Source organism: Paenibacillus elgii NBRC 100335 (genome assembly GCF_004000865.1).
Lineage (GTDB): Bacteria > Bacillota > Bacilli > Paenibacillales > NBRC-103111 > Paenibacillus_G > Paenibacillus_G elgii.
This window is the reverse complement of sequence record NZ_BIMB01000006.1, coordinates 174,624-197,636: the sequence shown is the minus strand read 5'-3', so window position 1 is coordinate 197,636 and position 23,013 is coordinate 174,624. Positions and strand designations below refer to the sequence as shown.

11 protein-coding genes are annotated in these 23,013 nt (G+C 56.0%); all 11 read right to left on the bottom strand.

The window, feature by feature from the left end; translation table 11 throughout:
• Positions 1 to 3,705, bottom strand: a 3,705-nt coding sequence (locus PEL01S_RS07195; RefSeq protein ID WP_255320081.1) for a non-ribosomal peptide synthetase, incomplete at its 3' end; no start/stop codon positions are given.
• A 43-nt stretch (positions 3,706 to 3,748) separates the two neighbouring features.
• Complete coding sequence (locus tag PEL01S_RS07190) at positions 3,749 to 8,275, bottom strand: non-ribosomal peptide synthetase (RefSeq protein WP_127459821.1); 4,527 nt, start codon at positions 8,273 to 8,275, stop codon at positions 3,749 to 3,751.
• A gap of 169 nt (positions 8,276 to 8,444) precedes the next feature.
• On the bottom strand, positions 8,445 to 9,179 hold the full coding sequence (locus PEL01S_RS07185) for a 4'-phosphopantetheinyl transferase family protein (RefSeq protein ID WP_108531607.1): 735 nt from the start codon (positions 9,177 to 9,179) through the stop codon (positions 8,445 to 8,447).
• A gap of 9 nt (positions 9,180 to 9,188) precedes the next feature.
• Positions 9,189 to 10,757, bottom strand: coding sequence for an esterase/lipase family protein (locus PEL01S_RS07180; protein ID WP_127459820.1), 1,569 nt, complete (start codon positions 10,755 to 10,757; stop codon positions 9,189 to 9,191).
• A gap of 74 nt (positions 10,758 to 10,831) precedes the next feature.
• Complete coding sequence (gene ectB, locus PEL01S_RS07175; protein WP_029191270.1) at positions 10,832 to 12,112, bottom strand: diaminobutyrate--2-oxoglutarate transaminase; 1,281 nt, start codon at positions 12,110 to 12,112, stop codon at positions 10,832 to 10,834.
• A gap of 896 nt (positions 12,113 to 13,008) precedes the next feature.
• Positions 13,009 to 15,318 (bottom strand): DUF4962 domain-containing protein, encoded by a 2,310-nt coding sequence (locus PEL01S_RS07170; RefSeq protein ID WP_174806912.1) that lies wholly within the window; start codon positions 15,316 to 15,318, stop codon positions 13,009 to 13,011.
• A complete protein-coding gene (locus tag PEL01S_RS07165) occupies positions 15,311 to 17,401 on the bottom strand; it encodes a heparinase II/III domain-containing protein (protein WP_127459819.1) in 2,091 nt (696 codons plus the stop codon). Before PEL01S_RS07165 ends, PEL01S_RS07170 begins: the two co-directional genes overlap by 8 nt.
• Positions 17,398 to 18,165 carry an SDR family NAD(P)-dependent oxidoreductase gene (locus PEL01S_RS07160; protein WP_127459818.1) on the bottom strand — a complete coding sequence of 256 codons (768 nt, stop codon included), beginning with the start codon at positions 18,163 to 18,165 and terminating at the stop codon, positions 17,398 to 17,400. The genes PEL01S_RS07165 and PEL01S_RS07160 overlap by 4 nt, the downstream gene beginning before the upstream one ends.
• Before the next feature lie 38 nt (positions 18,166 to 18,203).
• Positions 18,204 to 20,069 carry a sensor histidine kinase gene (locus tag PEL01S_RS07155; RefSeq protein WP_127459817.1) on the bottom strand — a complete coding sequence of 622 codons (1,866 nt, stop codon included), beginning with the start codon at positions 20,067 to 20,069 and terminating at the stop codon, positions 18,204 to 18,206.
• Positions 20,069 to 21,106 carry a response regulator transcription factor gene (locus tag PEL01S_RS07150; RefSeq protein WP_127459816.1) on the bottom strand — a complete coding sequence of 346 codons (1,038 nt, stop codon included), beginning with the start codon at positions 21,104 to 21,106 and terminating at the stop codon, positions 20,069 to 20,071. The genes PEL01S_RS07155 and PEL01S_RS07150 overlap by 1 nt, the downstream gene beginning before the upstream one ends.
• A 271-nt stretch (positions 21,107 to 21,377) precedes the next feature.
• Positions 21,378 to 22,943 carry an extracellular solute-binding protein gene (locus PEL01S_RS07145; RefSeq protein WP_063184163.1) on the bottom strand — a complete coding sequence of 522 codons (1,566 nt, stop codon included), beginning with the start codon at positions 22,941 to 22,943 and terminating at the stop codon, positions 21,378 to 21,380.
• Between the last annotated feature and the right edge of the window lie 70 nt (positions 22,944 to 23,013).

Genomic DNA, 23,013 nt, shown 5'->3' with positions numbered 1-23,013 from the left:
ATATTCGATTCCGCAAAGGAAGCCGTCGCCGCTTTCCATGATGTCCAAGCTCAGATCGAATTTCGCCGTATGTTCTTCTACCGGATACGGCGTCAGCTGCAAGCCCGGCAGGTGGAACTCCTTGTTCTCCGTATTTTGCAGAGTAAACATCGTGTCAAAGAGCGGATTGCGGCTCAAATCGCGGGCCAGCTTCAGCTTGTCCACCAGCTCTTCGAACGGATAATCCTGGCGCTCGAACGCGCCCAGCGTCGTTTCCTTCACGTCCTCCAAATACGAGAGGAACGTTTTGTCCGCCGCCGGATAGTTGCGGATCGCCAGCGTATTGACGAACATCCCGATCAGCGGCTGCAAATCGCCGTGTGTTCTCCCCGCAATCGGCGTACCGATGACGACGTCCTCCTGACCGGTGTACTTTTGCAGCAGGATCGTGTAAGCCGCAAGCAGCACCATGTACAGGGTTGCGCCGTTTTCCGAAGCGATCCGCTGCAGGCCTTCCCGTTTCTGCGCGTCGAGCTCGAAGCGGAGAGCATTCCCCGCGTAGCTCTGCACGGCAGGGCGAGCATAGTCCGTCGGCATTTCGAGCACCGGCAGCTCGCCGCGGAACACCTCAAGCCAGTATGCCTCTTGACGCTTCAATTGCTCTTTTTGCGCCTCGGACTGCTGCCATACGGCATAATCCTTATACTGGATGCGCAGCGCCGGCAGCTCTTCTCCGCCGTACAGACGGGCGAACTCCTCCACCAGAACATCCATGGAAATGCCGTCGGAGACAATGTGATGCATATCGAACATCAAGAGATGCCGTTCGGGCGCCAGCTCGATCAAACCTACTCGCAAGAGCGGCGGCTTCGCCAGGTCGAAGGTGCGGATAAATTGCTTCACCGCGGCGTCGGCCTCTTCCTCGTTCGCCCGGATATGCTCCACCGCAAACTCCACTTCGGGGTAGATCCGCTGCATCGGCTCTCCGCCGACCATCTCAATGCCGGTGCGCAGCGTCTCATGCCGTGCGATCAGCGACCGGAACGCTTCTTCGAGCCGGTTGCGGTCGAGTGCTCCTTCGAGCAGCGTCACGCCCGGCAAGTTGTAGCTTTGCTCGGCCCCTTCCAGCTGGTGTAAAATATAGAGCCGCTTTTGCGCGGACGATAGCGGGTAGTACTCCCGCGCTTCCGCGGCAGGAATCGAGCTGTACGCTTGCTCGCCCATTCCGCCGATGGCTTCAGCCAGCTTTTCGACCGTAGGATACCGGAATACGTCTCGCAGCGGCAGGCTGATGTTCAGCTCCTTGTGAAGCCGGCTGACCATGGTTGTCGCGCGCAGCGAATGGCCGCCAAGCTCAAAAAAGCTGTCTTTGACGCTTATTTTTTCTATTTTAAGAATTTCTTTCCATATATTAACGATTCCGGCTTCCAACTCTGTCCGTGGCTCCACGAACTCCACGCCGGTCTCCATGCTTTCTTCCGGCGCAGGCAGCGCTCTGCGGTCGATCTTTCCGTTCGTGGTGAGCGGCATCCGTTCCAGCTGCACAAAATAGGACGGAAGCATGTACGAGGGCAGCTCCTGGGACAAGGTATTCCTTATTTCGTTCGCTGAAAGCGAACGATCCGCCACATAATAAGCGCACAGTTGCTTCTCGCCGTTCGCGCTTTCGCGAACAACAACCGTTGCCTTCTCGATCGCGTCCAATTTCAGCAGGTGTGCTTCGATTTCGCCAAGCTCAATTCGGAATCCGCGAATTTTCACCTGATCGTCGATCCGTCCGACGTACTCGATCGTGCCGTCCGGCAACCATCGGGCTAAGTCTCCTGTCCTGTACATCCGCTCCCCGGGAGCGAACGGATTGTCCGCAAACTTCTCCGCCGTCAAGTCGGGACGGTTTAAGTAGCCTCGGGCCAAACCGTCCCCGGCCACGCACAATTCACCGGCCACGCCGACCGGCTGCAGCTTGTTCTGACCGTCGACGATATAAATCGCCGTGTTGCTGATCGGGCCTCCGATCGGGACGCTGACAGCCCCGTCCTCGACTTCGCGCACATCGTAGGCCGTCGCAAAAACCGTGCTCTCCGTCGGGCCGTACACGTTCTTGATTTTCCCCGGCCCCAAATGACCGAGCGCTTTGCGCACATGGCTCACCGATGCGCGCTCCCCGCCGAACAAAACGGCGCGCGCATGACGCAAGCAATCCGGATTCATATCGACGAGAACGTTGAAAAACGCGGTCGTGATAAACATCACCGAAATTTGCTGCTCCTCGATCAGGCCGGCCAATTTCGCCACGTCCAGCACGGTTTCCTTAGGCACAAGAATCAGCTTTGCTCCGTTCAATAAAGCGCCGAAAATGTCGAAGGTCGACCCGTCGAAGGAATAGCTCGACAATTGCAGCAGCTTGTCCTGCTCGGTGATATCGATGTAATTCGTATTTTTGACGACGCGAATAATGTTGCGGTGCGTCGTTAAGTTCCCTTTCGGCTTGCCCGTCGTGCCTGACGTGTAGATCACGTAGGTCAGATGCTCTGGACCGTTGACAGGCTCAAGGTTGGAGCCATCTTCGTGGTAAGCTGCCTCGTCGTCAAGACGAATCCACGTTCCGGAAAACGAAACGCGATCCTGCAGATGCCCTTGCGAAAGCAGTACCTGCGTCCCCGAATCCTCCAGCATGTAGCGAATGCGCTCTTCCGGATATTCCGGATCGATCGGCACATACGCCCCGCCGGCTTTCAAAATGCCCATAATGCCCACGATCATTTCCAGTGAACGCTCCACCATCAAGCCTACCAGCTGGTCCGCCTGCACGCCTGCGTTCCGCAGCGTTCTTGCCAGGCGATTGGCCCGCTCGTTCAGCTCGCCGTACGTTAGCTGCCGGTCTTCAAAGGTAACCGCCACCGCATCCGGACGGCGCTCCGCCTGCTCCTCGAACAACCGGTGGATCGTTGTGTCCCGGGGATAATCCGTGCCGGTTTTGTTGAATGCATCCAGCAGTTGATGCTTCTCGGCCTCCGACAACAAATCGGCCTGCCCCAGAGCGAGATCCGGCTGGAACAAAACGACGGAAAACAACCGGTTTAAGTGATCGACTGCCTGCGCAATGAACGATTCGGTATACAGATTTCCGTTATATGTTAAATGAAGACGGACCTCATCCTTGTCCAATTCGAATTCGAATAAAACATCCGACACCGCGCTTTGCTGATAATCGGTAATGTGAAGCTGCTTCAACGCAACCAGCGTGTTAACGACAGGCACGCCGTCCGCATAATGCAGCTCCAGGCGCTCCGTCATCAAGCGGAACGGAACGTTCTGATGATTTATGGCTGACGTAACCGAGTTTTTCGCTTCGCCAAGCAAAGCTTTAAAGGTGCTGTCATCGCGGACTTCTTCCCTAAGAATAACCAGTTGGTTGACGGGACGCCGGTTCTCGTTCGGCTTGGTGACAACAGGCATGCCCACCAAAATCGAGCTACTGCTCGTATATTTGTAAAGCAAGCTTTGGACTCCCGTCAGCAAAATCATATAGGCTGGCAAAGGTGCGCCTTTGCTCATTTGAATGATCCGCTCGGAGACCTCTTTAGACAATGCTGTGGACATTGTCCGGACAAGGGCAGGAGCTTGATTCTGAGCTTTACTGTAAGGAAGTGCCGTTGGCGGATTTTCTTCACCTTCGAATACCTTGTTCCAGAACGCGGTTTCTCTCTCGAATGCTATCTTCATCACTTCTCTGTATCTCCTTCCAAAAGTAGAAAGTCTGGGTTCGTCAGAATACAAAATCGATGGCGTCGGCCGAAATCTCCTCCTGCTCCGTGTTTCCGCTCAAGGTAATATCCTTGATCAGGGTATAAGGACGCTCACAAATCTGGGAAACGATCTCCACAAAATCTTGAGCGAAATTATCGATCATATTTTGGGTAAACAGTTTCGTGCAGTATTCAAAAAGACCGTTCAGGGTGTCGTTTTCCAACGCAATTTCCAAGGTCAGATCGAATTTGGCAATCGTGTGCTTAAACGCATAAGCTTCTGCGGGCAGCTCGCCGAAATGAGTAATGGGGTCGTCCGCATTTTGCAGCACAAACATCGTATCGAACAACGGATTTCGTCCCTGATCCCACGCGACCTGTACTTTTTCGAGCAGCTCCTCCAACGGATAATCTTGATTATCGAAGGCCTGAAGCGTCGTTTCCTTGATCTCCTCGATATAGGAGAGGAACGGCTTGTCACCCGCCGGATAACTGCGGATCGCGAGCGAGTTGACGAACATTCCGACGATCGGCTCCACATCGGCATGCGTTCTGCCCGCTACCGGCGTGCCGACAATCACGTCCTCCTGCCCCGAATATTTATGCAGCAATATCGTATAGGCCGCCAGCAGCAGCATATATAACGTAGCGCCGGTGTCTTCGGCGATTTGCAGCAATCTTTCCGCCTTCGCTTTGTCAATGACAAAACGAAGCTCATCCCCCTCATAGCTGCGCTCGGACGGTCTCGCGTAGTCCGTCGGCAGCTCCAGCACGGGAAGCTCGCCGTCCAACACACCCGTCCAATATGCCTCCTGCCGTTGCATCCGTTCGCGCTGCGCAGCAGATTGCTGCCACACGGCATAATCCTTATACTGCACCCGCAAAGGCGGCAGCTCTTCCCCACGGTACAGCCGGACCAGTTCGTCCAGTAAAATGTTCATAGAGATCCCGTCGGAAACGATGTGATGCACATCGAAGAGCAAAATTTGCCGTTCCTGGCCGAGCGAAATCAAACCTGCCCGAAGCAATGGCGGGCGCTCCAAATCGAACGGACGGACATATTGCTGGATGAACTCGCCGGCTTCCTCTTCACTCGCGTATCCGCTCTCCAGCGCAAACTCCACTTCGCGGTATACGCGCTGCATCGGGTCCCCGTTCACCAGCTCAAAGCCCGTACGCAAAGCCTCATGCCGGGAAATCAACCCGCGAAAAGCTTGCTCCATGCGCCCACGGTCCAGCTCTCCTTCAACGATCAGCGCGACAGGCATATTGTAAATGTGCTCTGCTCCGTCCAATTGACGCAAAATATAAAGCCGTTTTTGCGCGGAAGATACCGGGTAGTATTCCCTTTCCTCGACCGCAGGGATCGATTCGTACAGACTCTCTTCCATCCGGGCGATCGCCTGGGCCATTTCCCCCATCGTAGAGAAGCGGAACACGTCCCGCATCGGAAATTCGACGTTCATTTCTTTTTGGATTTTGCTCGCCAGAATGGTTGCGCGCAGCGAATGGCCACCGAGATCGAAGAAATTATCGTTCAAGCCGATCTTCTCCAGACCGAGCACGTCCTGCCAGATCCCGGCCAGCTTGATTTCCTGCGGCGTGCCCGGCGCTTCGTACTCCGCTCCGGTCTGCACGATTCCCTCCGGAACCGGCAGCGCCTTCCGGTCGATCTTGCCGTTCGGTGTCAGAGGCAGCCTCTCCAGCCGCATCAAGCGCGAGGGAACCATGTGCGCAGGCAAGGTTTGTTTCAAATAAGCCTGAAGCTCCTCCAGCTTGAGCGTTTCTTCGGCTGCGGTGTAACCCACCAAATATTTTTGCCCCCGCTCGTCCGTCCGGTCGACCACGATGGCCTGCTTGACGCCATCGAAACGCAGCATCGCGCTCTCGATCTCGCCAAGTTCAATACGGAAACCGCGGATTTTCACCTGATAGTCGATCCGGCCGATAAAGTCGACGTTACCGTCTTCCATCCAACGCGCCAAGTCTCCCGTACGGTACAAACGGTCACCCGGCACGAACGGGCTATCCACAAATTTCTCTGCCGTCAGCTCGGGACGGTTCAAGTATCCGCGCGCCACTCCGATGCCGCCAATGCACAATTCTCCAAGAAATCCTACGGGCACGGGATTCATCTGCGGATCGACGATATAGAATTTGGCGTTCAGCCACGCTTTGCCGATCGGCACGCTGCCCGTATCCGGTAGCTTCGCGAGCGGTTCGTCGTAGAAGCTGGAATCGATGGCGGCCTCGGTGACGCCGTAAGCGTTGATAATGCGGAACTGCGAGCCGTAGCGCTCCTGCAGCACCCGGTAATCCGATACGCTGCAGCTGTCCGAGCTCGTGATGAGCAGCCTCATCGAGCTCATATCCAGCCCGTTCTCGGCTACATAGTCCATGAACGGAACGATCAGCGCCGGCGTCGACTCGAAGACGGTAATCCCGTATTCGCGAATCCAGCCGTACATGCGGGCCGGATCAATCCGGTCCTCCTTCGGGCAAATGACCATCGTCCCGCCGTTATACAACGTCCGCGCCACGTCCCCGACGAACACGTCGAAGGAGAAGCTGGCAAGCTGCAGCAGCCGTACCGGGGACTCGTCAAGCCGGTATTCCCGGCGGTAGGCGGCCGCCGTATTCGTCAGGCTGCGGTGCTCGATCATGACGCCCTTCGGGCGTCCCGTCGTGCCCGACGTATAGATCACGTAAGCCAGATCATGCGACTCGTTCGCGTTAGGCAGATTCGCCGGATCGCCCGCGTACAGCGCTTCATCATCGAGGCAGAGCACGGTCTGCAGCGCAGCTCCCTGTCCCAGCCAAGCCTGTACGCGCTCTTTGAGACCGGTCTGCGTCAGCAGCACGGTCGATGCGCTGTCCTCCAGCATAAACTCGATGCGCTCCTGCGGATAATCGGGATCGAGCGGTACGTAGGCCCCTCCCGCTTTCCATACCGCGAGCACGCCGATGAGCGTTTCCGCCGAGCGATCGGCCAATATGCCGACGATCGATTCCCGGCCAATCCCGCGGTCTCTCAACACGCCGGCGAGCCGGTTCGCCCGCTCGTTCAGCTCTCCGTAGGTCAACTGCTTGTCCTTATCGACGACGGCGATGTGCTCCGGCGTCTTCGCCGCCTGCTCTTCGAAACGCACGTGCAGCATTTGCTCCTGCGAATCGTCAACAGCAGATGGATTGAAGCGGGTCAAAATGTTTTCTCTCTCTTCGTCGCTCAGCAGAGATAGCTCGCGAAGCGTCTGGTCAGGGCAATCCAGCATGTGATTGACAATGGCAAGCAGTTGGTCGACCAGCCGGGACGCTTCGCCGTCGTCGTACAATTGGGCCCGGTAGCTGACGTGCAGATCGATCATACGATCGTCGATGGAATCGTACACGTCGACGAGAAAATCTCCCGCTTCATAGCCGCCAAAATTAGGAGAATGCCGAACGCTCAGGTTATCGTAGTGCTCATGCCGGAGCGGCAAGTATTCCATCGACACGCGGAATAAATCCTGAACCTCCTGCTTGTTCGGATAAACCTCCCTCAAATCCTGAATGAGCTGGTTATAAGGGTACTTTTGGTGGCGCAGATCCGACTTCTGTTCCTTGGAAACGTGGTGCAGCAAGGAAAGCAGCGACTGGTCCGGATCGACCGATATTCTACCCGCAATCGTACTGGCAAACATCCCAAGCGTCTCTTTTTCTTTCTTGGAAGTTCGATTGGCCAAAATCGTCCCAACCGAGATGTCCTCATTCCCGGTCGCTTTATACAGATAGACGTACAAAACGCTTAAAAACAAAGTAAACAAACTCACGTTGTTCCGCTCGCTAAAAGCCCTTAACTTCTCGTAAAAATCACCGCTAATGACGACGCTTTTTCTCTTAGCCTCGGTGCTCACGGCATGGGCGGAATACGATTTTACCCCCATGACCTCAGGCAAGGTGCGGAACTTGTCCAACCAATACTCCTTATCTTTCTGGTAACGGTCCGACTTCCCGTATTCCTGATCGGCATCAATGTAATCGAGGTAAGTGCTCTGCGCATGATGCGCCGGAACGTTGCCTTTTGCAATCTCTATATAATACTCCATGATCAGATGGAGCATCGTATCCGAAGATAAGCCATCCAAAATAATATGATTGAATTTACAAATAACCCAATGCTCGTTTTCGTTAACTTTCAGAATCACAATATGATACAACCGGGGCTCGAACATGCCGATGGGAATCCGGTTGAAACGATCCTGCCACGCTTCCGCTTCCGCATAGCCGTCAACCTCTGCATAATCACATTCGGGAACAATATTCTCGGGCTGCTCGAACCATTGCATCGGCTCGTTATTTTCGAACGCAATCCGGATCCGAAACGCGTCATTTTGCCGGATGATATGATAAATCGCCTGTTTTAAAACGTCTACGTCAAGGGGTCCTCCCTGTATTTTCAAAGATTCAGAGAGCATGCTTAAGGTGGTATCCGGGTTCATCATTTCCGTGTACCAAATTCTTAGCTGCGCTTGCGTTAATGGAAATCGTTGCTTCGTATTCTCGCTCACATGGACACTCCCCTAGTCTAGAAATTCGTTAGTCAGACCACGCAACCCAAGGACGCAGCCGGTGCGCTCTTATGTGCCAGAAAGGGCGAACGCCCGCCGGCTGCTGAGCTTTCTACTCCGAATCGTTACTATTGTGGAATGATACGAACAAATGTGCCTTGAAACATGGTTAATACTCGCCGGATTGCACCGCTTGCGGAACAAGCTGCAAGGAACCCAGCGAGCTTATGAACGTGTCGAACGGCAGGACGGTCAGCTCTTCGGCAAAATCGCGTTCCTGCCCGCATACGGCCAGCTTGTACGGACCGTCCACAGGATACTGCTTGAACCAGTACTCCTTCAAATCCGGGCTATGCAGCAGGACGGGATTGCCCTCCGACGTTACCCGCACCGCGAAACGGTCCAAAGGAAGAGAAAGACCGACCCCTCTTTGCTTAATGAAGCTTTCCTTCAAGGTCCACAGCTCGTAAAAATAAGGCAATCTCTCCGCAAACGGGCGCTGCTGCAAGTCGTACGCCTCTTCGGGAGCGAAATAATGATAGGACCATGAAAAATCGATGTACTGCTGTCGTTCGATATCGATGCCTACCGGCTGCTCCGAAATGGCGCACACGACCCATTCGCCGGAACGGGATACATTGAAATGAACATTCGGAAAACCGTCCAAAGACGGCTTTCCGTAAGCATTATAGATATACCGGATATCCGAGGGATGAAGCCCCCATTTTTGTCCGATGAGCCACCGCGCCAGCGCTTCCCCGACCAACGTTTTGCACTGGTCCGCAGGCTGCTCCAATCTTGCGGCCTTCGCCTGCTTTTCTTCCGATACGCAATCGTATAGCTGCTGCATGATGCCGGCCTCGGGTTCCCCGGGTAACCGGACCGCGTAAACTTCGATCGTCATAAGCGTCGGTTAGTGCCTTCCCCCCTGTTTATCGACATAGACCGAGCGGACCAGGGATCTTTCGAACGGAACGCCTTGCGCCGTCACACCCTGAACCTCGACGGACGTTTGGTAGACGCCCGGCTCTTGGGAAGCCGTCAGATTCAATTCGTTATTCGCACCGGCCACCGCTTGTTTTTTCAACGATTGAGTTTGCTTTTTGCCCGGATTGCCTTGCTCAGGGATAAAGCTCACATTGTAACGAACGTTGAACTTATTGGAGGACAACCCGCTGCCATTCGCTTCTACACGGAAGTTTTGCTTGTCTTGTGTCGTCAGCTTGAGCGAATCGGAAAGTGCCGAATCGTATTGAACCGTCAGCAGATGCGCGCCGGGCTTTTTGGATTGCGCCTGCAGCGTCCACTCGCCCTGTTCCGGCTTGGCAACGACCGCCGTATGGTGCCAGCCGTTTTTGAACAGCTCCTGATCCTGCTCTACCTTGACGTCAACCGTTCTTTTCTCGCCGTTCGGCGCAACCAATTCCAGGCGGTCGGCCGGTTGATCGGCAATCCAGTCGAAGGTGATGCTCCGCACGTCGTTCTCAACGAGAAAACGCTCGACGGCGATGCTTTCATGCTTGCCTCCACGGATCAGCGTGCTGCCGGATTGAACCCGGTCCAACGGATTCGTTTCCCGAGCCGCACTTTGTCCGGCGCTGCCGCCTTCCGCCTCCGCTGCCAATCCGGCTGAAGCCGCCAAATAAGGCTTGATCAGCGGGAACATTGGCGTGCCGTTATGAACTACCTTGTGGTCCCACGGTCCGATCTTCACCATGGTGCCCTTGGGATTGTGGGCGCTGTTGACCGTTACGACACCGTCGTTCGAACCGTATTTCGATAAATACAGCCCTCCAGCGAGGTAAATCAGACTCGAATCGTGCCAGCCGTCGCCGGCGAACGTGTAAATTTTGTTCTTCGAAACATTGGCATGCGAATCGGTAATCGAACGGAAATAGTTCATATAAGACGTTTGCATGGAGTAGGTGCCCTCGGACTTATATCCGATCAGCTCCGCCAGCCATCCTGCCCAGTCGGAGTAGGCCAAATCGGCGAGCTGCGATCCATGGTGGGGGCTGCCTAAGGTGACGACGTTCGAAACGTACGGATACGCGCCGTAATGCACGAGAGCCGTTTGCGAATCGACCCCGCCTTTGCTGTGGGCGACGATTACGAACTTTTTGCCCGGGAACGCCTTGGAAATTTCCACGATTTTATCGGCAAGCAGCTTGCCGTTATCCCACATGTTTTTCGACGGGCCTCCCGAATCGTACAGCTCGACGAAAGCGGTTTGATATCCGTTATTGTAAGCCGTTTGGTACATATCATTCGTTTTGTACCAAGTTCCGGCGTTTGCTGTTAAGCCTTGTACGAACAGAATGACGGGGTAATTCGGATTCAGGTTGCTCGGTGTAGCGCCGGGCGCCCAAGTTCCGGGAACGCCAGATAAGTTCGGGTCGGGTGCGGCAGCGGAAGCAGGCGCTGCAACGACAGCCAAGAGCAGCAGGCAAGACAACAGAAACGTCAGAACTTTTTTATTCATCAATAACATTCACTCCCCCAATAAAATGGTGAACCGGATAAAATTCCGCTACTTCATCGCCCGCCGGCCAAGCTTCAGACCAATTCCGGTTGAAGCAAGTTCGACGCGCAGCATTCCGTTACGGCCTGCTTCAAAATTTCGCAGCCCTTGGCAAGCTCCTCCATCGGAATCGTGAGCGCAGGCATCAGCTTGACGACCACATCGTTACGTCCCGCCCGCTCAATGATCATCCCGAGCTCATAGCAGCGCGAGGCAATCGCTTTGGAAAGCGTCTCATCCCCGCAGCCCGACGTGTCGATACCCCAGATGAGTCCTCTGCCCCTTACGGTGAGACGCGGGTCGATCGGCAAAATTTGCTCTTTCAAAAATTGCTCGACGAATTTCGCTTTGCGTTCCGTTTCCGCCTCCAAGCCGGTCTGTTCGCGGAATTCGAGAGCAGCCGTAGCGCCGACGAAAGCAAGCTGGTTCCCCCGGAATGTGCCGTTGTGCTCCGCCGGCTTCCACACGTCGAGCTCCGGCTTAAGCAGCAGCAAGGACATCGGCAGCCCGTAACCGCTGATCGATTTGGAAAGCACAGCCATATCGGGAACGATGCCTGCGCGCTCGAAGGAGAAGAACGGGCCCGTCCGGCCGCATCCGACTTGAATTTCATCGCAAATGAGCAAAATGTCGTGACGGTCGCACAAATCGCGCAGCTGGCGGAGCCATTCGATCGGAGCTTCGTTCAGACCGCCTTCCGCCTGGATCGTTTCGAGGATGATCGCTGCCGGCTTGGCGATACCCGAGTGGTCGTCCGTCAGAATGGCCTCCATATATCCGATCGTGTCCAATCCATCGATAAAGCCTGTCGGGAAAGGCATGAAGGTCACATCATGCAGCGGAACTCCGCCCGCTTCGCGGTGATACAGGCTGCTGGTGGCAGCCAAGCTGCCGAGTGACATGCCGTGAAACGCGCCGATGAAGGCAAATATGCCGGTCCGGCCCTTGACTTTTCTCGCCAGCTTGAAGGCCGCCTCTACCGCATTGGTTCCCGTCGGACCGCAAAATTGAACCTTGTGGTTCAGACCGCGTGGCTTAAGAATCTTGTCCGAGAACGTCTGCAGAAACGTTTCCTTGGCCGAAGTGTACATGTCCAGCCCGTGGCTGATGCCGTCCGATTGCAAATATTGGATGAGCCGCTCTTTGATAAAATCGTTATTATGTCCATAATTCAAAGCGCCCGCGCCGGCGAAAAAATCGATGTACGACTTGCCGGACTGTGCATATAGGACGGAGCCTTTGGCACGCACGAAAACGTCCGGGAACGAACGGCAATAAGATCTAACATTGGATTCCAAGGCTTCGAATGTGTTCACTGTCATATCATAATCTCTCCTCAGGTATGATTTATTGCGTCATAAAGTTAGTTAAGGGCTTACCTCCGCGATGTGGTTCTTAATGTTTTGTACCCTTCTTTGTAAAGCGCCTGACAAACGGGACTATCGCCTGCAGCAAGGGCGGAACTTGAGTCATTTATCGATTCGTCTTGCTGCAAACTTCCTCAGGTATTCCCAGCAGGATTCGATGCTTGTTCTGAAAACGGGTCATGCGGTAGACTAAGGAGTAAGGTTTTGTGTGTAGGAATGATGCAAGTGCGGTTTCCTGCTGCGATGAACAGAACGTGGGTTGAACAAGATGTTGGAGATGGAGCAGGCTGGCTTTAAGCACCCGTCTCTCATCTTTATGGAGCATTTTTTGCCCGGAGCTTACGAAGGGCAAATGCTTTGCGGCTTCTTCTGTCGTGTGCGAGAGGTTGCATCGGCATTCAAAATCCAAGAAGGCCTTCGTGAGAACATCCGGTCGTCACCCCCCTTCTATGTGATTACAAAATAACCAACACCTGCTAATTATATACAATTATTAGGCGGGGATAACATGGTAGTAAAGTCCTATTTTGTAATCAATTATAAACTTTTGTTCAAAAATTAGACATTTTTACAAACGCTTAACAAATCCAATTCAGAAGATTCGACTTTCATGTTCTAGCTTTTTGTCGATTGATGACAAAAGATGTAGAATATCCGGTTCTCTGCGGCCAAATAAGAAAATTTGTTCAATTGACCATTCGTATTTTTTCGTATAAAGCTGACAAGCTCGGAGAGCATTTTTTCAAATACTTAATATTATTTGACGCAAAAAAAGCTGCCGAAGGGATAGTGCGCTATCCTTTCAGCAGCTTTTCGAATTGTTTCCAGGCTATCGTCCGAAGGTTTCAATATGTCTTCGGCACCTCGACCTTCCGGGTTACCCCGTCCTCCGTAAAATACAAATGGACGCCGTGATCCTGATCATCCAGAAAATGCGAGACGTACTTCGGTTCGCCATGCTTGACGGGCACCAGCAGGGTAACGAGCCGATGGCCCCGCGCTTCCTTCGTCGCCGCTTTCAAGTGCCAGTGAACCGGCAGCCCTTCGTACTCCGCCGGATCGACGTCCGTAAATTCGTTGTGCTGCGTCAGCTCCAGCTCGCCGGACGAGCAGTAGACGAATCTTCCGTCCATATCCGCCTTGCGGCCCTGCACTTTAAACGATTGTCCGGACAGCTTCATCTCGTACAGCGTATGAAGCAGCCACTCGATACGGCCGGGCCGTTCCAGATCGATGAGATCCGCGACGACGACAAACGACTTCCCGAAAAAATACAGCTCGCGGACATAGCGCTTCAAGTAAGGGACGTGACGCCGATAGGCCGCCGTCGCATTGCAGCGGGAATAGCCGTAACCGTCCCGCTGCTCTGCCGCCTCGACGGTGCCGGAGGATTCCATCGCCAGCACTTTATCCGTTCCGGCGTATTGACCGAGCCCGTCCACGAGAATATTGTTGGTGGAACGCGTCTGCCGCCTCCAGTTCCGGTGCATCGTGCTGCCGAAAGCGACGTAATGGCCGCTCTCGATGGCAAGCGGCTCGCCGTAGGCATGCAGCAGGAAGCCGTTCTGATCGCCGTGGCTGTGGCTGACGGAACCGTACTTGCTGCTTTTCGTCAGCAGCATGATATGGCGCTCGGGATCGGCCATGTTCCCATGGAAGGCGACCCAACCGACATCCCGGAACCATTTGACCGGCTCGATCGACGCCTCCGTCGGCGGAGTCGGCTCGATCGCGGGGTAATCGTGACGGTACACCATTTCGTCAAACCGGAAATCCCACCAGCCGTAATTGTAAAATTTCATTTCCGAGTCCGTATCGATTTCCTTCACCCGCTCGAAATACCATTGATACAGGCCGTTTCCGGTCACTCCGGCAAACTGGCGGATGTTGAAGGCGGTCTTCAAGCTGACGGGATCGCCAAGCGTGGACTGGTCGCCGAAGCTGGCGCGCAGCGTATCCGGACTGAAGCAGTACAACGGAAAATCGCCGGTTTTGGCAAAAAACGGACGACGGCAAAAATCGATGCCGGTGTAGTTTTTGAGCAGATTGAACGCTTCCGTCACAAACGCCATGCCGGTCGTCCAGTACATCGGTCCTTCCGCCCAGCCTCCGTCCGCGCCTCCCCACGGCGTGTACAGGTTCGCGTAATACTCAAGCGTATAATCGAGCCATTCCTGCGCCTTCGGCTCCTCCCCCAGCAAGGCGATGCTGCAGGGCACCATTACGCTGGACAACGAGCGTACCGCGTGGCTGTCGAATGGCACGTGATGGATTTTGGACCGCTCCATCACGTGATACGCTACAAGCCCCGTTCGCGTTAGCAGCGAGCGGCGGACAAGCTCGCGCTCCGCTTCGCTTAGCGCGTCGTACAACCAGTCATAGCCCCAGGCAAGCGCTCCCGCTACCCGAAACGACGCTTCGTCGTTGTAATCGCGCGAGGTCGTTCCTTCGGGATTCCAGACGGATACGTGCAGCAGCCACAGCTTCGCGCGTCCGATGAGCGCCTCATCCTCCAGCACGACGCCGGCTACGGCCAAATGCCGGATGGCGTACAACGCTTCCTGACAATCCAGGTACATATTCCGCCACAGGCTCGCGACTCTTTTGTGGTCCGGATACGGCTGCGGCTCCGCAATTAGCTCGCGCCCGATCCACGGCCGGACGGAGAGCTCGTAGAACGTCTCCCAGCCGCAATAGGACGGATCTTCCTTCACCCTGCGGCGGAAATCCGGAAGCCCCGAAGCCTGAAGCCACAGCCGTGGATGTGCCGACGAAGCTTGCGCATAGCGACGGTCCGGCGACGGCAGCGGCGTCTCGGGCAGCCCTTCGGGCACGGCAAAGCGCCGTACCCGGCTCCAGGCCGTGCGGCCCGCTTCATCGTCCGTCAGCAGCGCATACCGCCAGTAATACGTGCCCGGCTCCAGCGGACGGTTTGGCGTATACAAATTATACGGAACCGGTCCGATCGTCTCCGTCGCCTCCTCCGCAAACGCTGCGCTGCGGGAAATTTGCAGCACGTACCGGTCGTGCTCCAATTGCGCCGGAATCCAGGTAAACCGGGGCGGATTTTCGGCAAGGACGGTCTGTTCATCCGGTGCATACTGCACGGTCAACACCCCGCTCTGCGGCTCGTACAGCGGTTTCAGGCTATTCATGGCGCTCCCCTCCTATGACGGTTAGTCCCTGCTCCGTAAGCTCGCAGGTACGAATTTCCCCTGCCGATTCCACTTGAACCGCACCAAGGGATGTCTCCTTCAAGGCCGTCCGTTCTCCGGCGCTGTACACGTGAACAAAGCGTGCGCTTCGGCCATGCAGGCGATGAAGCAAAGCGGTGAGCGGCCGGCTCGGGTCGACGCTGGTGCCCGGCGTCCGAACGGCACAGGCTTCGTCTCCCGGCCGCAGCAGCGCCGTATGATAAATCCGCCCGCCGCCAGGCACCTTGTACGACAGCCTCAGCTCCCCCGCTGAGCCGTCGGATGCCGCTGCCTCGTAACGCTTAACGACCGGCAGGCGCCGCCACTCCCCCTCGATCGCCAGCGGATAGACGCCGCCCTCGTCCACCACTTGCTCCGGGCTGGTCCCCATGCCGGTACGAGCCGTTTCTTCCTCAGCCGGTACGACCGGGTGCATCCACCATTCGATCGACGCCTCTTCCCCTGCCGTTACCTCAAACCAGTCCAGCAGCCATTGATCGGTCAGCAGCAGGTGCCGGTCCATCCGGCAGCCCGGATACGCTCCTTCCGACCGCAGCCATACGTACGTATGGGCCGCTATCTCCTCGAACCGGAGGCAGCTTCCGGTATGGGCCCCCTGCGATGCTCCGCCGAGCGTTACGGTGTTATGGCTTGCCGTTTCGGCGAACCACTGCCTGCGGAGCTCCGATCCGTAAGGCACCATGCCAAAGTCCGGCGTAAACGCCGTTTCCCGGTGCATAAGCGTCAGATGAAGCTTGTCGTAATGGCCGTGAGAGCCTCCATGCGGGCCGAAGTCAGCCAAAAACGACAACGCGCTTGACGGCCTTCGGCCTAGAACAAACCCGGAGTCAGGGAGCAATCTGGAGCCCCGTCCCGCTGCTGCGGCCCTTTCGACGCTCAGGCGTGCGGCAGGCTCTTCGCCCTCGCCGTACAGCAGCGCCTCAAGCTGGCAGCGCGCGCCGTCCGGACCGCCCATCTGCCGGTACGCTTCGCGCAGGATCGGCACGATCCCCGGTTGACGGTACCGGCTCAGGCCGATCTCCATGATCTCGGCGATTTCCCTGGTATAGGGCAGCCGCTCCATCGGGCCGTCATGCAGGGCGAGCAGCACACCCCGGTCGTCGGCGAGCGCGGCCAGCACGTCGAACATGCCCGCCATCGATTGACCCGCCGTCCCTTCGGCGTCGTATAGATCAATGCCGAAACGCTCCGCCATTTCCGCCGAAATCAAGTACGCCCGCAGAACAAACACGTGATAGTACGTGCTGCCTTCGAACTCCAGCTGATCCGGCTTGACGCCGATGGACAGATGATGCTTCCAGCCCCCTTCGCCCGCGATCAGGGCAAGTAGTCCGCTACGATCATTCTTCACCGCGTAGATGCACGAAAGCGAAGCGTTAAGCCAAGCCGTGTAATTGTTCTCCGCATTACCCCGTTCGTGAATCACAATACGGCGGTATTCCGTCATACTTGCCTCCAGCATCCGCAAATAGACATCGATCGCCTCTCGCTCGGGCTCCGTCCAGCTCACGCCTTCGTCGCTTAACAGCAAGCAGGCGCGAAGCAGCGTCGTCGACCAGATCGCTTCCGTCAGCGCCTGGTGAAACGCCCGGCCTTTCAGCATCCACGGCTGGGCTTCCGGATGCACCGGGTAATCGGGAAACTGGCGCGCATACCCGGCAATGATCCGCTTCGCCAGCAGCGCATAGGCAGCTTCGCGCGAAGCCGCATAGACCGCCGCCGCTTGAAGCGCGGCGCGGGCCAAGGACTGGTGCTTGAACGCCAGCCAAGCCCCGCGGTACGCTTCGCCTTCGATCAGGCAGCCGTACGGGCAGCGGAACGCGTATGCATCCCGTTCGGCGGGATCGAAAAGCAGCTCCGTATGGTGACGGGGGCACACGTATTGGTGCCACCAGCCGCCCGGCTCCACGGGAATATGCAGGCTGCCCTCCGCTTCCAGCAGATCCAGCTCCTCCCTGAGCTCGGCCAGCACCCGCCTCCCCCAGGCGTGTTTTTCCGTTTTATGACGGATTCCCGTACTCATCGCATCATCATCCCGCCGTTGATCTCGATCGTTTCACCAGTCAAATAAGAGGCCAGATCGGAGGCCAGATACAGGACGGCGCCTGCCACATCCTCCGGCGTCCCTTCCCGCTGCAGCGGAATTCCGGTTACCGTCGCTTTGCGCGCTTCGTCCGTCGTAAAGGTCGCATGGAACATCGTGTTGCCGATAAAGCCGGGAGACACGAGATTGACCGTGATGCCGCTAGGCGCTACTTCCTTGGCTAGTCCTTTGGAATAGGCGGATACGGCCGCCTTGCTTGCGGCATAAATGCTCGAACCCGGCCCGCCTCCGTTATGGGCGGCGACGGACGACATGTTAATAATGCGGCCCGCCCCTTTCGCCTTCATGCCCGGGAGGACGCGCTTGCACATGAATACCGTGCTTTTCAGATTGACATCCATGATCTCCCGATACAATGATTCGGTCATATCGATGTTCGGCTGGCGCTTCACCAGATGGCCGGCGTTGTTGACCAAAATATCGACCGTTCCGCCGAACGCCCGCTCGACCTCCGATACGAGACGGTCAATCTCTGCAGCGTCCGTCACATCGGCCTGAACAAGCATCGCTTCGCCTCCGGCTGTCCGGATGGCGGCAACCGTCTCTTCCCCCTGCGCCACATTGCGCAAGCAGTTGACGCCCACCTTGGCGCCGCTCGCAGCAAGCGCGATCGCAATCGCGCGGCCGATCCCTGCGTTAGAGCCCGTAACTAGAGCCACTTTTCCCGTAAAATCGAATTTCATCTGAATCTCCTCCGCATCCATGAAATGAAAGGTTAAGGTCAGGCTGAATCTTTAATGGAGCGCAGCGCCGGCGCCGACGTTTCCGGCATCGTCATCGTAATGCGGCTACCGAGGCCCCATTCGCTTTCAATCGACAGGCCATATTGCTCTCCGAACACCATCTGAATGCGTCGGTGAACGTTCATCAGTCCGATCCCCCCACGCTGCCGCCCGCCTTCGTGCTCGTCGGCAAGCCGGTTCTGCTTCAGTCGACTGCGCAGCTCCTCCAGCCGGTCGGGCTCGATGCCCGCTCCATTGTCTTCCACGGATACTTGGAACAACCCGCCTTGTTTGCGCGCATCGATGCGAATGTAATGGCGCGACTCGAAGCCGCCGGGAAACGCATGCTGAAAAATATTTTCGATCAGCGGCTGCAGCGTCAAGCGCACCATATTTTCCAGCAGCAGCGATGGCGGAATGACGACGTCGATCTCGAATTCCCGGCCGATCCGGTGCCGCAGCACGATCATGTAGTTGCGGACGTGGTTCAGTTCGTTAGCCACCGTGATTTCTTCCAGATTGGTTTGAATCGAATAGCGCAGCATGAAGGCCATCGCTTCCACCATCTCGGTAATTTCGTACGAATCCTGCACGATGGCGTAGCAGTTGATCGTTTCCAGCGTATTGTACAGAAAATGCGGATTGATCTGCAGCTGAAGCGATTGAAATTCCGCACGCTGCCGCTCCAGCTCCGCACGGCCGAGCTCAAGCGCATTTTTTTGCTGCTGCAGCTCGGCTTCGTACACCTTCTCGATCATCTCCGAAAGCCGCGTCACCATGAGGTTATAGCTGTGAATCAATCCGCCGATTTCGTCCGTCCGGCCGATCTCGTCGATGTGCTGCCAGTTCCCCTTCTCCGTTTGCCGCATGCTTTCTTTCAGCTCGCGAATCGGCGCGACGATGGAACGGCCGAAACGGTAGGCGAGCCACAGAGCGGCAATCAGCGTAAGCAGCCCGACGCTGAGCGTCGTGGTGCGGATCGTGGATGCCGGACGTCGCAGCTCCTGAACCGGAATCGAGGCGACAAGCCTCCAGTCCGAATAGCTCGAGCCTCTTGAGACAAACAGCCGGTCCTGCCCTTCATAGCGGTCGATGACCGATTTTCCCGCGCTCTGCTCCATATGCCGGAACAACTCCGGCTCCAGCTTCGCATCCTTCAGCGGTAAAGCTGGATGGTAAATAAATTCTCCTTTGCCATTGACAATAAAGAAATATCCGTCCTTTCCCACGTTCGCGCGCTGCCATATTTTCGCCAGCTCCGCGAGCTTGAACTCGATGGCGACCACCCCGCGGTTCGCATCGTTATATGCGGAATCGCGCACTTTTCGCGCCATCGTGACGACGGTCCCCCGGTCTTCCGCCCTGAGGCTCACATTCAGCATAACCATCTGCCCGTCGTCGGGGGTATTGGCCATAATGTATTCGAACTTGGTCTTATATTCCGCAGGGTCCAGAAAAATCAAGTTCTGGTTGTCGTAAATGACGGAACGCCGGTGCTGCCCGACGACATAAATCATGTTCAGCTGCTTGTACAGCGCTGCGATCGATTGCACGGAATTCGACGCGAACTTCTTGATCTGCGTAGAGTAGTAGTAATACCCGTACCCATCATCAGACGCAATTTCCATAAACGCCCGGACGTCGGTGTTCGAAGTAAACGAATTGCTGAGCAGCTCGTACGTCTGCAAATAAATATCCGTCTGATAGGCCGCGCTGTCGACGATCTGCTCCATATACTGCTCGGCCTGGCGGTCCAGCTCTTTGGAAGACTGCACGTAAGAAACGACACCAACGGTAATCAATGAAACGGCAATCACAATAAGAAAGTAGACGTAAATTTGGCCGGACAGCGTCTTGCGCTTCATTATTCGGTTCCCATCTTTTGCCGATACTCGGATGGAAGGCACCCGGCGTATTTCTTGAACGTCTTCGTAAAATGCGGGTGGTCGGCGTACCCGACCTCGCCCGAGATGTCCGTGATCCGGTAATGCGGCTGCTGAAGCAGCTTCTTCGCTTTTTCCATCCGTCTGCGGGTCCGGTATTGGACGAACGTTTCCTGCGTTGACTGCTTGAACAGCTGGCTGAAATACGAGGCGTTCAGGCCGATGTATTCCGCCACTTCCTCCAGTGAAACCTCTTCGGCCAGATGATCCTCGATGTAATGCTTCGCCTCCTCGACCGGGTCCTTGCGCCTGCCTCTGCGCTTATGCCTGAGCTCCTCGCACAAGCTGCGGACGCTGTCGTCAAACCGCCGCCACGCCTCCTCCTTCTCCGAAACATCCGCCAGCTCTAATCCGGCGCGCAGCGTGAATACGTCGCGTTGGTTGATTCGGTTCACCAGCAAAATATTCAGCTCGTCAAGCACATCGCACAGCCGGCTCGGCTTCAGGCCGAAGCCGTCCAGCTCGCTGCGCATTCCCATCAATACGGCCCGCAGCTCCTGCTCTTGCAGCAGCCACACGGCCTCATCCAGCTTGGCCGTCCACGCTTCCAGCCGGGTTACGGGGACGAACGTCTCGGATCGCTGCTTCGCGCTGAAGCGGACGAGCTTTTCCAGCACCTCCTGAAACCCTTTGATGGTGACCGGCTTCAGCAAGTATTCCTTCACGCCGTAAGATACGCTCTTCTGCGCGTATTCAAAATCGTTATAGCCGGAAACGACGACAATCTGGATGTCCGCGTCCATCTCGGCCACGTGCCGGCACAGCTCCAATCCGTCCAGCTTCGGCATCCGGATGTCCGTAAACAAAAAATCGGGGCGTTCTTCGCGAATCCGCCGCAGCGCATCCGTGCCGTTCTCAGCCGTGCGGATGCTCGCTATGGGCAGACCGGATTGCTCCACCAGCTTTTGCAAGCCTTTGCGAATCATCGGCTCGTCATCTGCGATCAAGATTCGGTACATGGCGAACGCTCCTTTCAGAAGGGGGAGAGGGCGCGGGGAGAAAAGGACGTTAGGCAGAGCGTTCGATGTAACTGTGGCCCCGGGCATGTATCGTTTCGCTTCAGCTCAGACACGTTTTGTTCCGATCCCCCGATTGGATAAAAGATTTCGAAACGATACATGCCCTCCGGCAGGACACCGCACCTCGACCACTCATGAACCGCCTTTTCTCTCCGCGAAAAGGGAATTAAAAACGTTTACATTTCAACCGTACTATCCAGAAGAGACGCAATTAACGGCGCGGCATCGAGATCGTCACGTTCGGATCTTTGCTTTTGAACTTCTCGGTCGCTTCCTTGACGACGTCGTTGCCACCCTTCGATTTCCATTCCTCGATGACCTTCGGCCAATCAGAGATCGGCTCCTTGCCGTAGACCATCTTAACCATATGCTGGAGCAGCACCGGAGCGGCATAATCGGATTCCGGCGCAATGTCCGGATTTTTGATATACGCTTCCAAGCGCGGCTCGAATTGAATACCGTCGCGTCCTTCGTTTGCCAACATTGTATCATAGATGCCCATCAATTTCTGCCCTTCCGGCGTCAGGCTGAGCGTGCCTTTGTTGTACTTCGTATCCTGCACCATCCACAGGAAAGCTTGGCGGTAGCGCTCTTCGTCCACCCCTTGCGGGTCCGTCGGCGATTTGTACTCGATCTTGCCGTCCACCGTCTTGTAGGTCTCGCCCTCGATGCCGAACGTAAAGAACTTCTCCGCTTCGTCCGATAGCATCCAATCGAAAAATTTGATGATCGCCTCCGGATTTTTCGCCTTTTTGTTGATGAACCAGGCGCGGGTGACGGAGTTGTACAAGTAGTAGCCGCCCTTGCCGTCCGGGCCGACCGGCGACGGAATCAGCTCGACCTTGGCGGTAGGGACGTTCGCCTGCAGCTGCTTCTCCCACTGCAGCACTTCGTTGGCGTTCATCGACCACATGCCCGCTTTGCCGGCCAAAATATTGTTTTTGTACACGGTCGGGTTGATCGTCGCGAACTCCTTGGAGATCAGCCCTTCGTCGAACATCGTTTTGTATGTTTGCAGCGCCTTCGTCATATGGTCGATATTGAAAAACTTCGGCACAATTTGATCGCCCTGCTGCATGTGCATGGACAGGTAAGGAAACGCGTCGAAGGAGCCGAAGAACGTATCCGCGTATTTGAAATTTTCACGGCCCTGATACGGCTGTTCGACTCCCAGCTCCTTGAACTTCCGCAGCACGTTCAAGTATTCGTCGACCGTCTTCGGCACCGGCAGCCCCGCTTTGTCGAGCAGATCCTTGCGGATCGCGGTCGCACGGCGCGAAGGGTTGGAGAGGAACTCGGGGACCGCGTAAATTTTGCCCTGATACGTCTCTTTCTGCCAGGCATCCTTCGGAATTTTTTTCAGCAGGTTTTGCCCGTGCTTTTGCAGCAGATCGTCCAAAGGCAGGAAAACGCCCGCCTGAATGGAGCCGGCCATCTCCTTGCCCGCCACGCCGCCGCTGCCCTGCACGACATCGGGAATGTCGTTGGTGGCGAACATCTGGATCATCTTCTGCTCGAATTCCTTGTGCGGGACGAGCACGATGTTCAGGTCCGTGTTGGTCAGCTCCTCCAGCTTTTTCACCCATTTGTCTTCGTTAATGTTGGGTGACTTCTCCACGTGATTGAAGGCGAGCGTCCTCATCGAGATGGAAAATTTCGCCTTTTCGTTCGGATTGCCGGTTCCTTCCGCCGCCGGTGGCTCCGACGTCTTGGCGCAAGCGGCCAGCATGCTCGCAGCTGCGGCCGAGGCAAGCCCGACCTTCATCCATTTCTTCATACGAACCCCTCTTTTCTGAGAAATGATATGGAGCGATTGCATTTAGTGTAAAAGGACGCCTCCTTCCGAG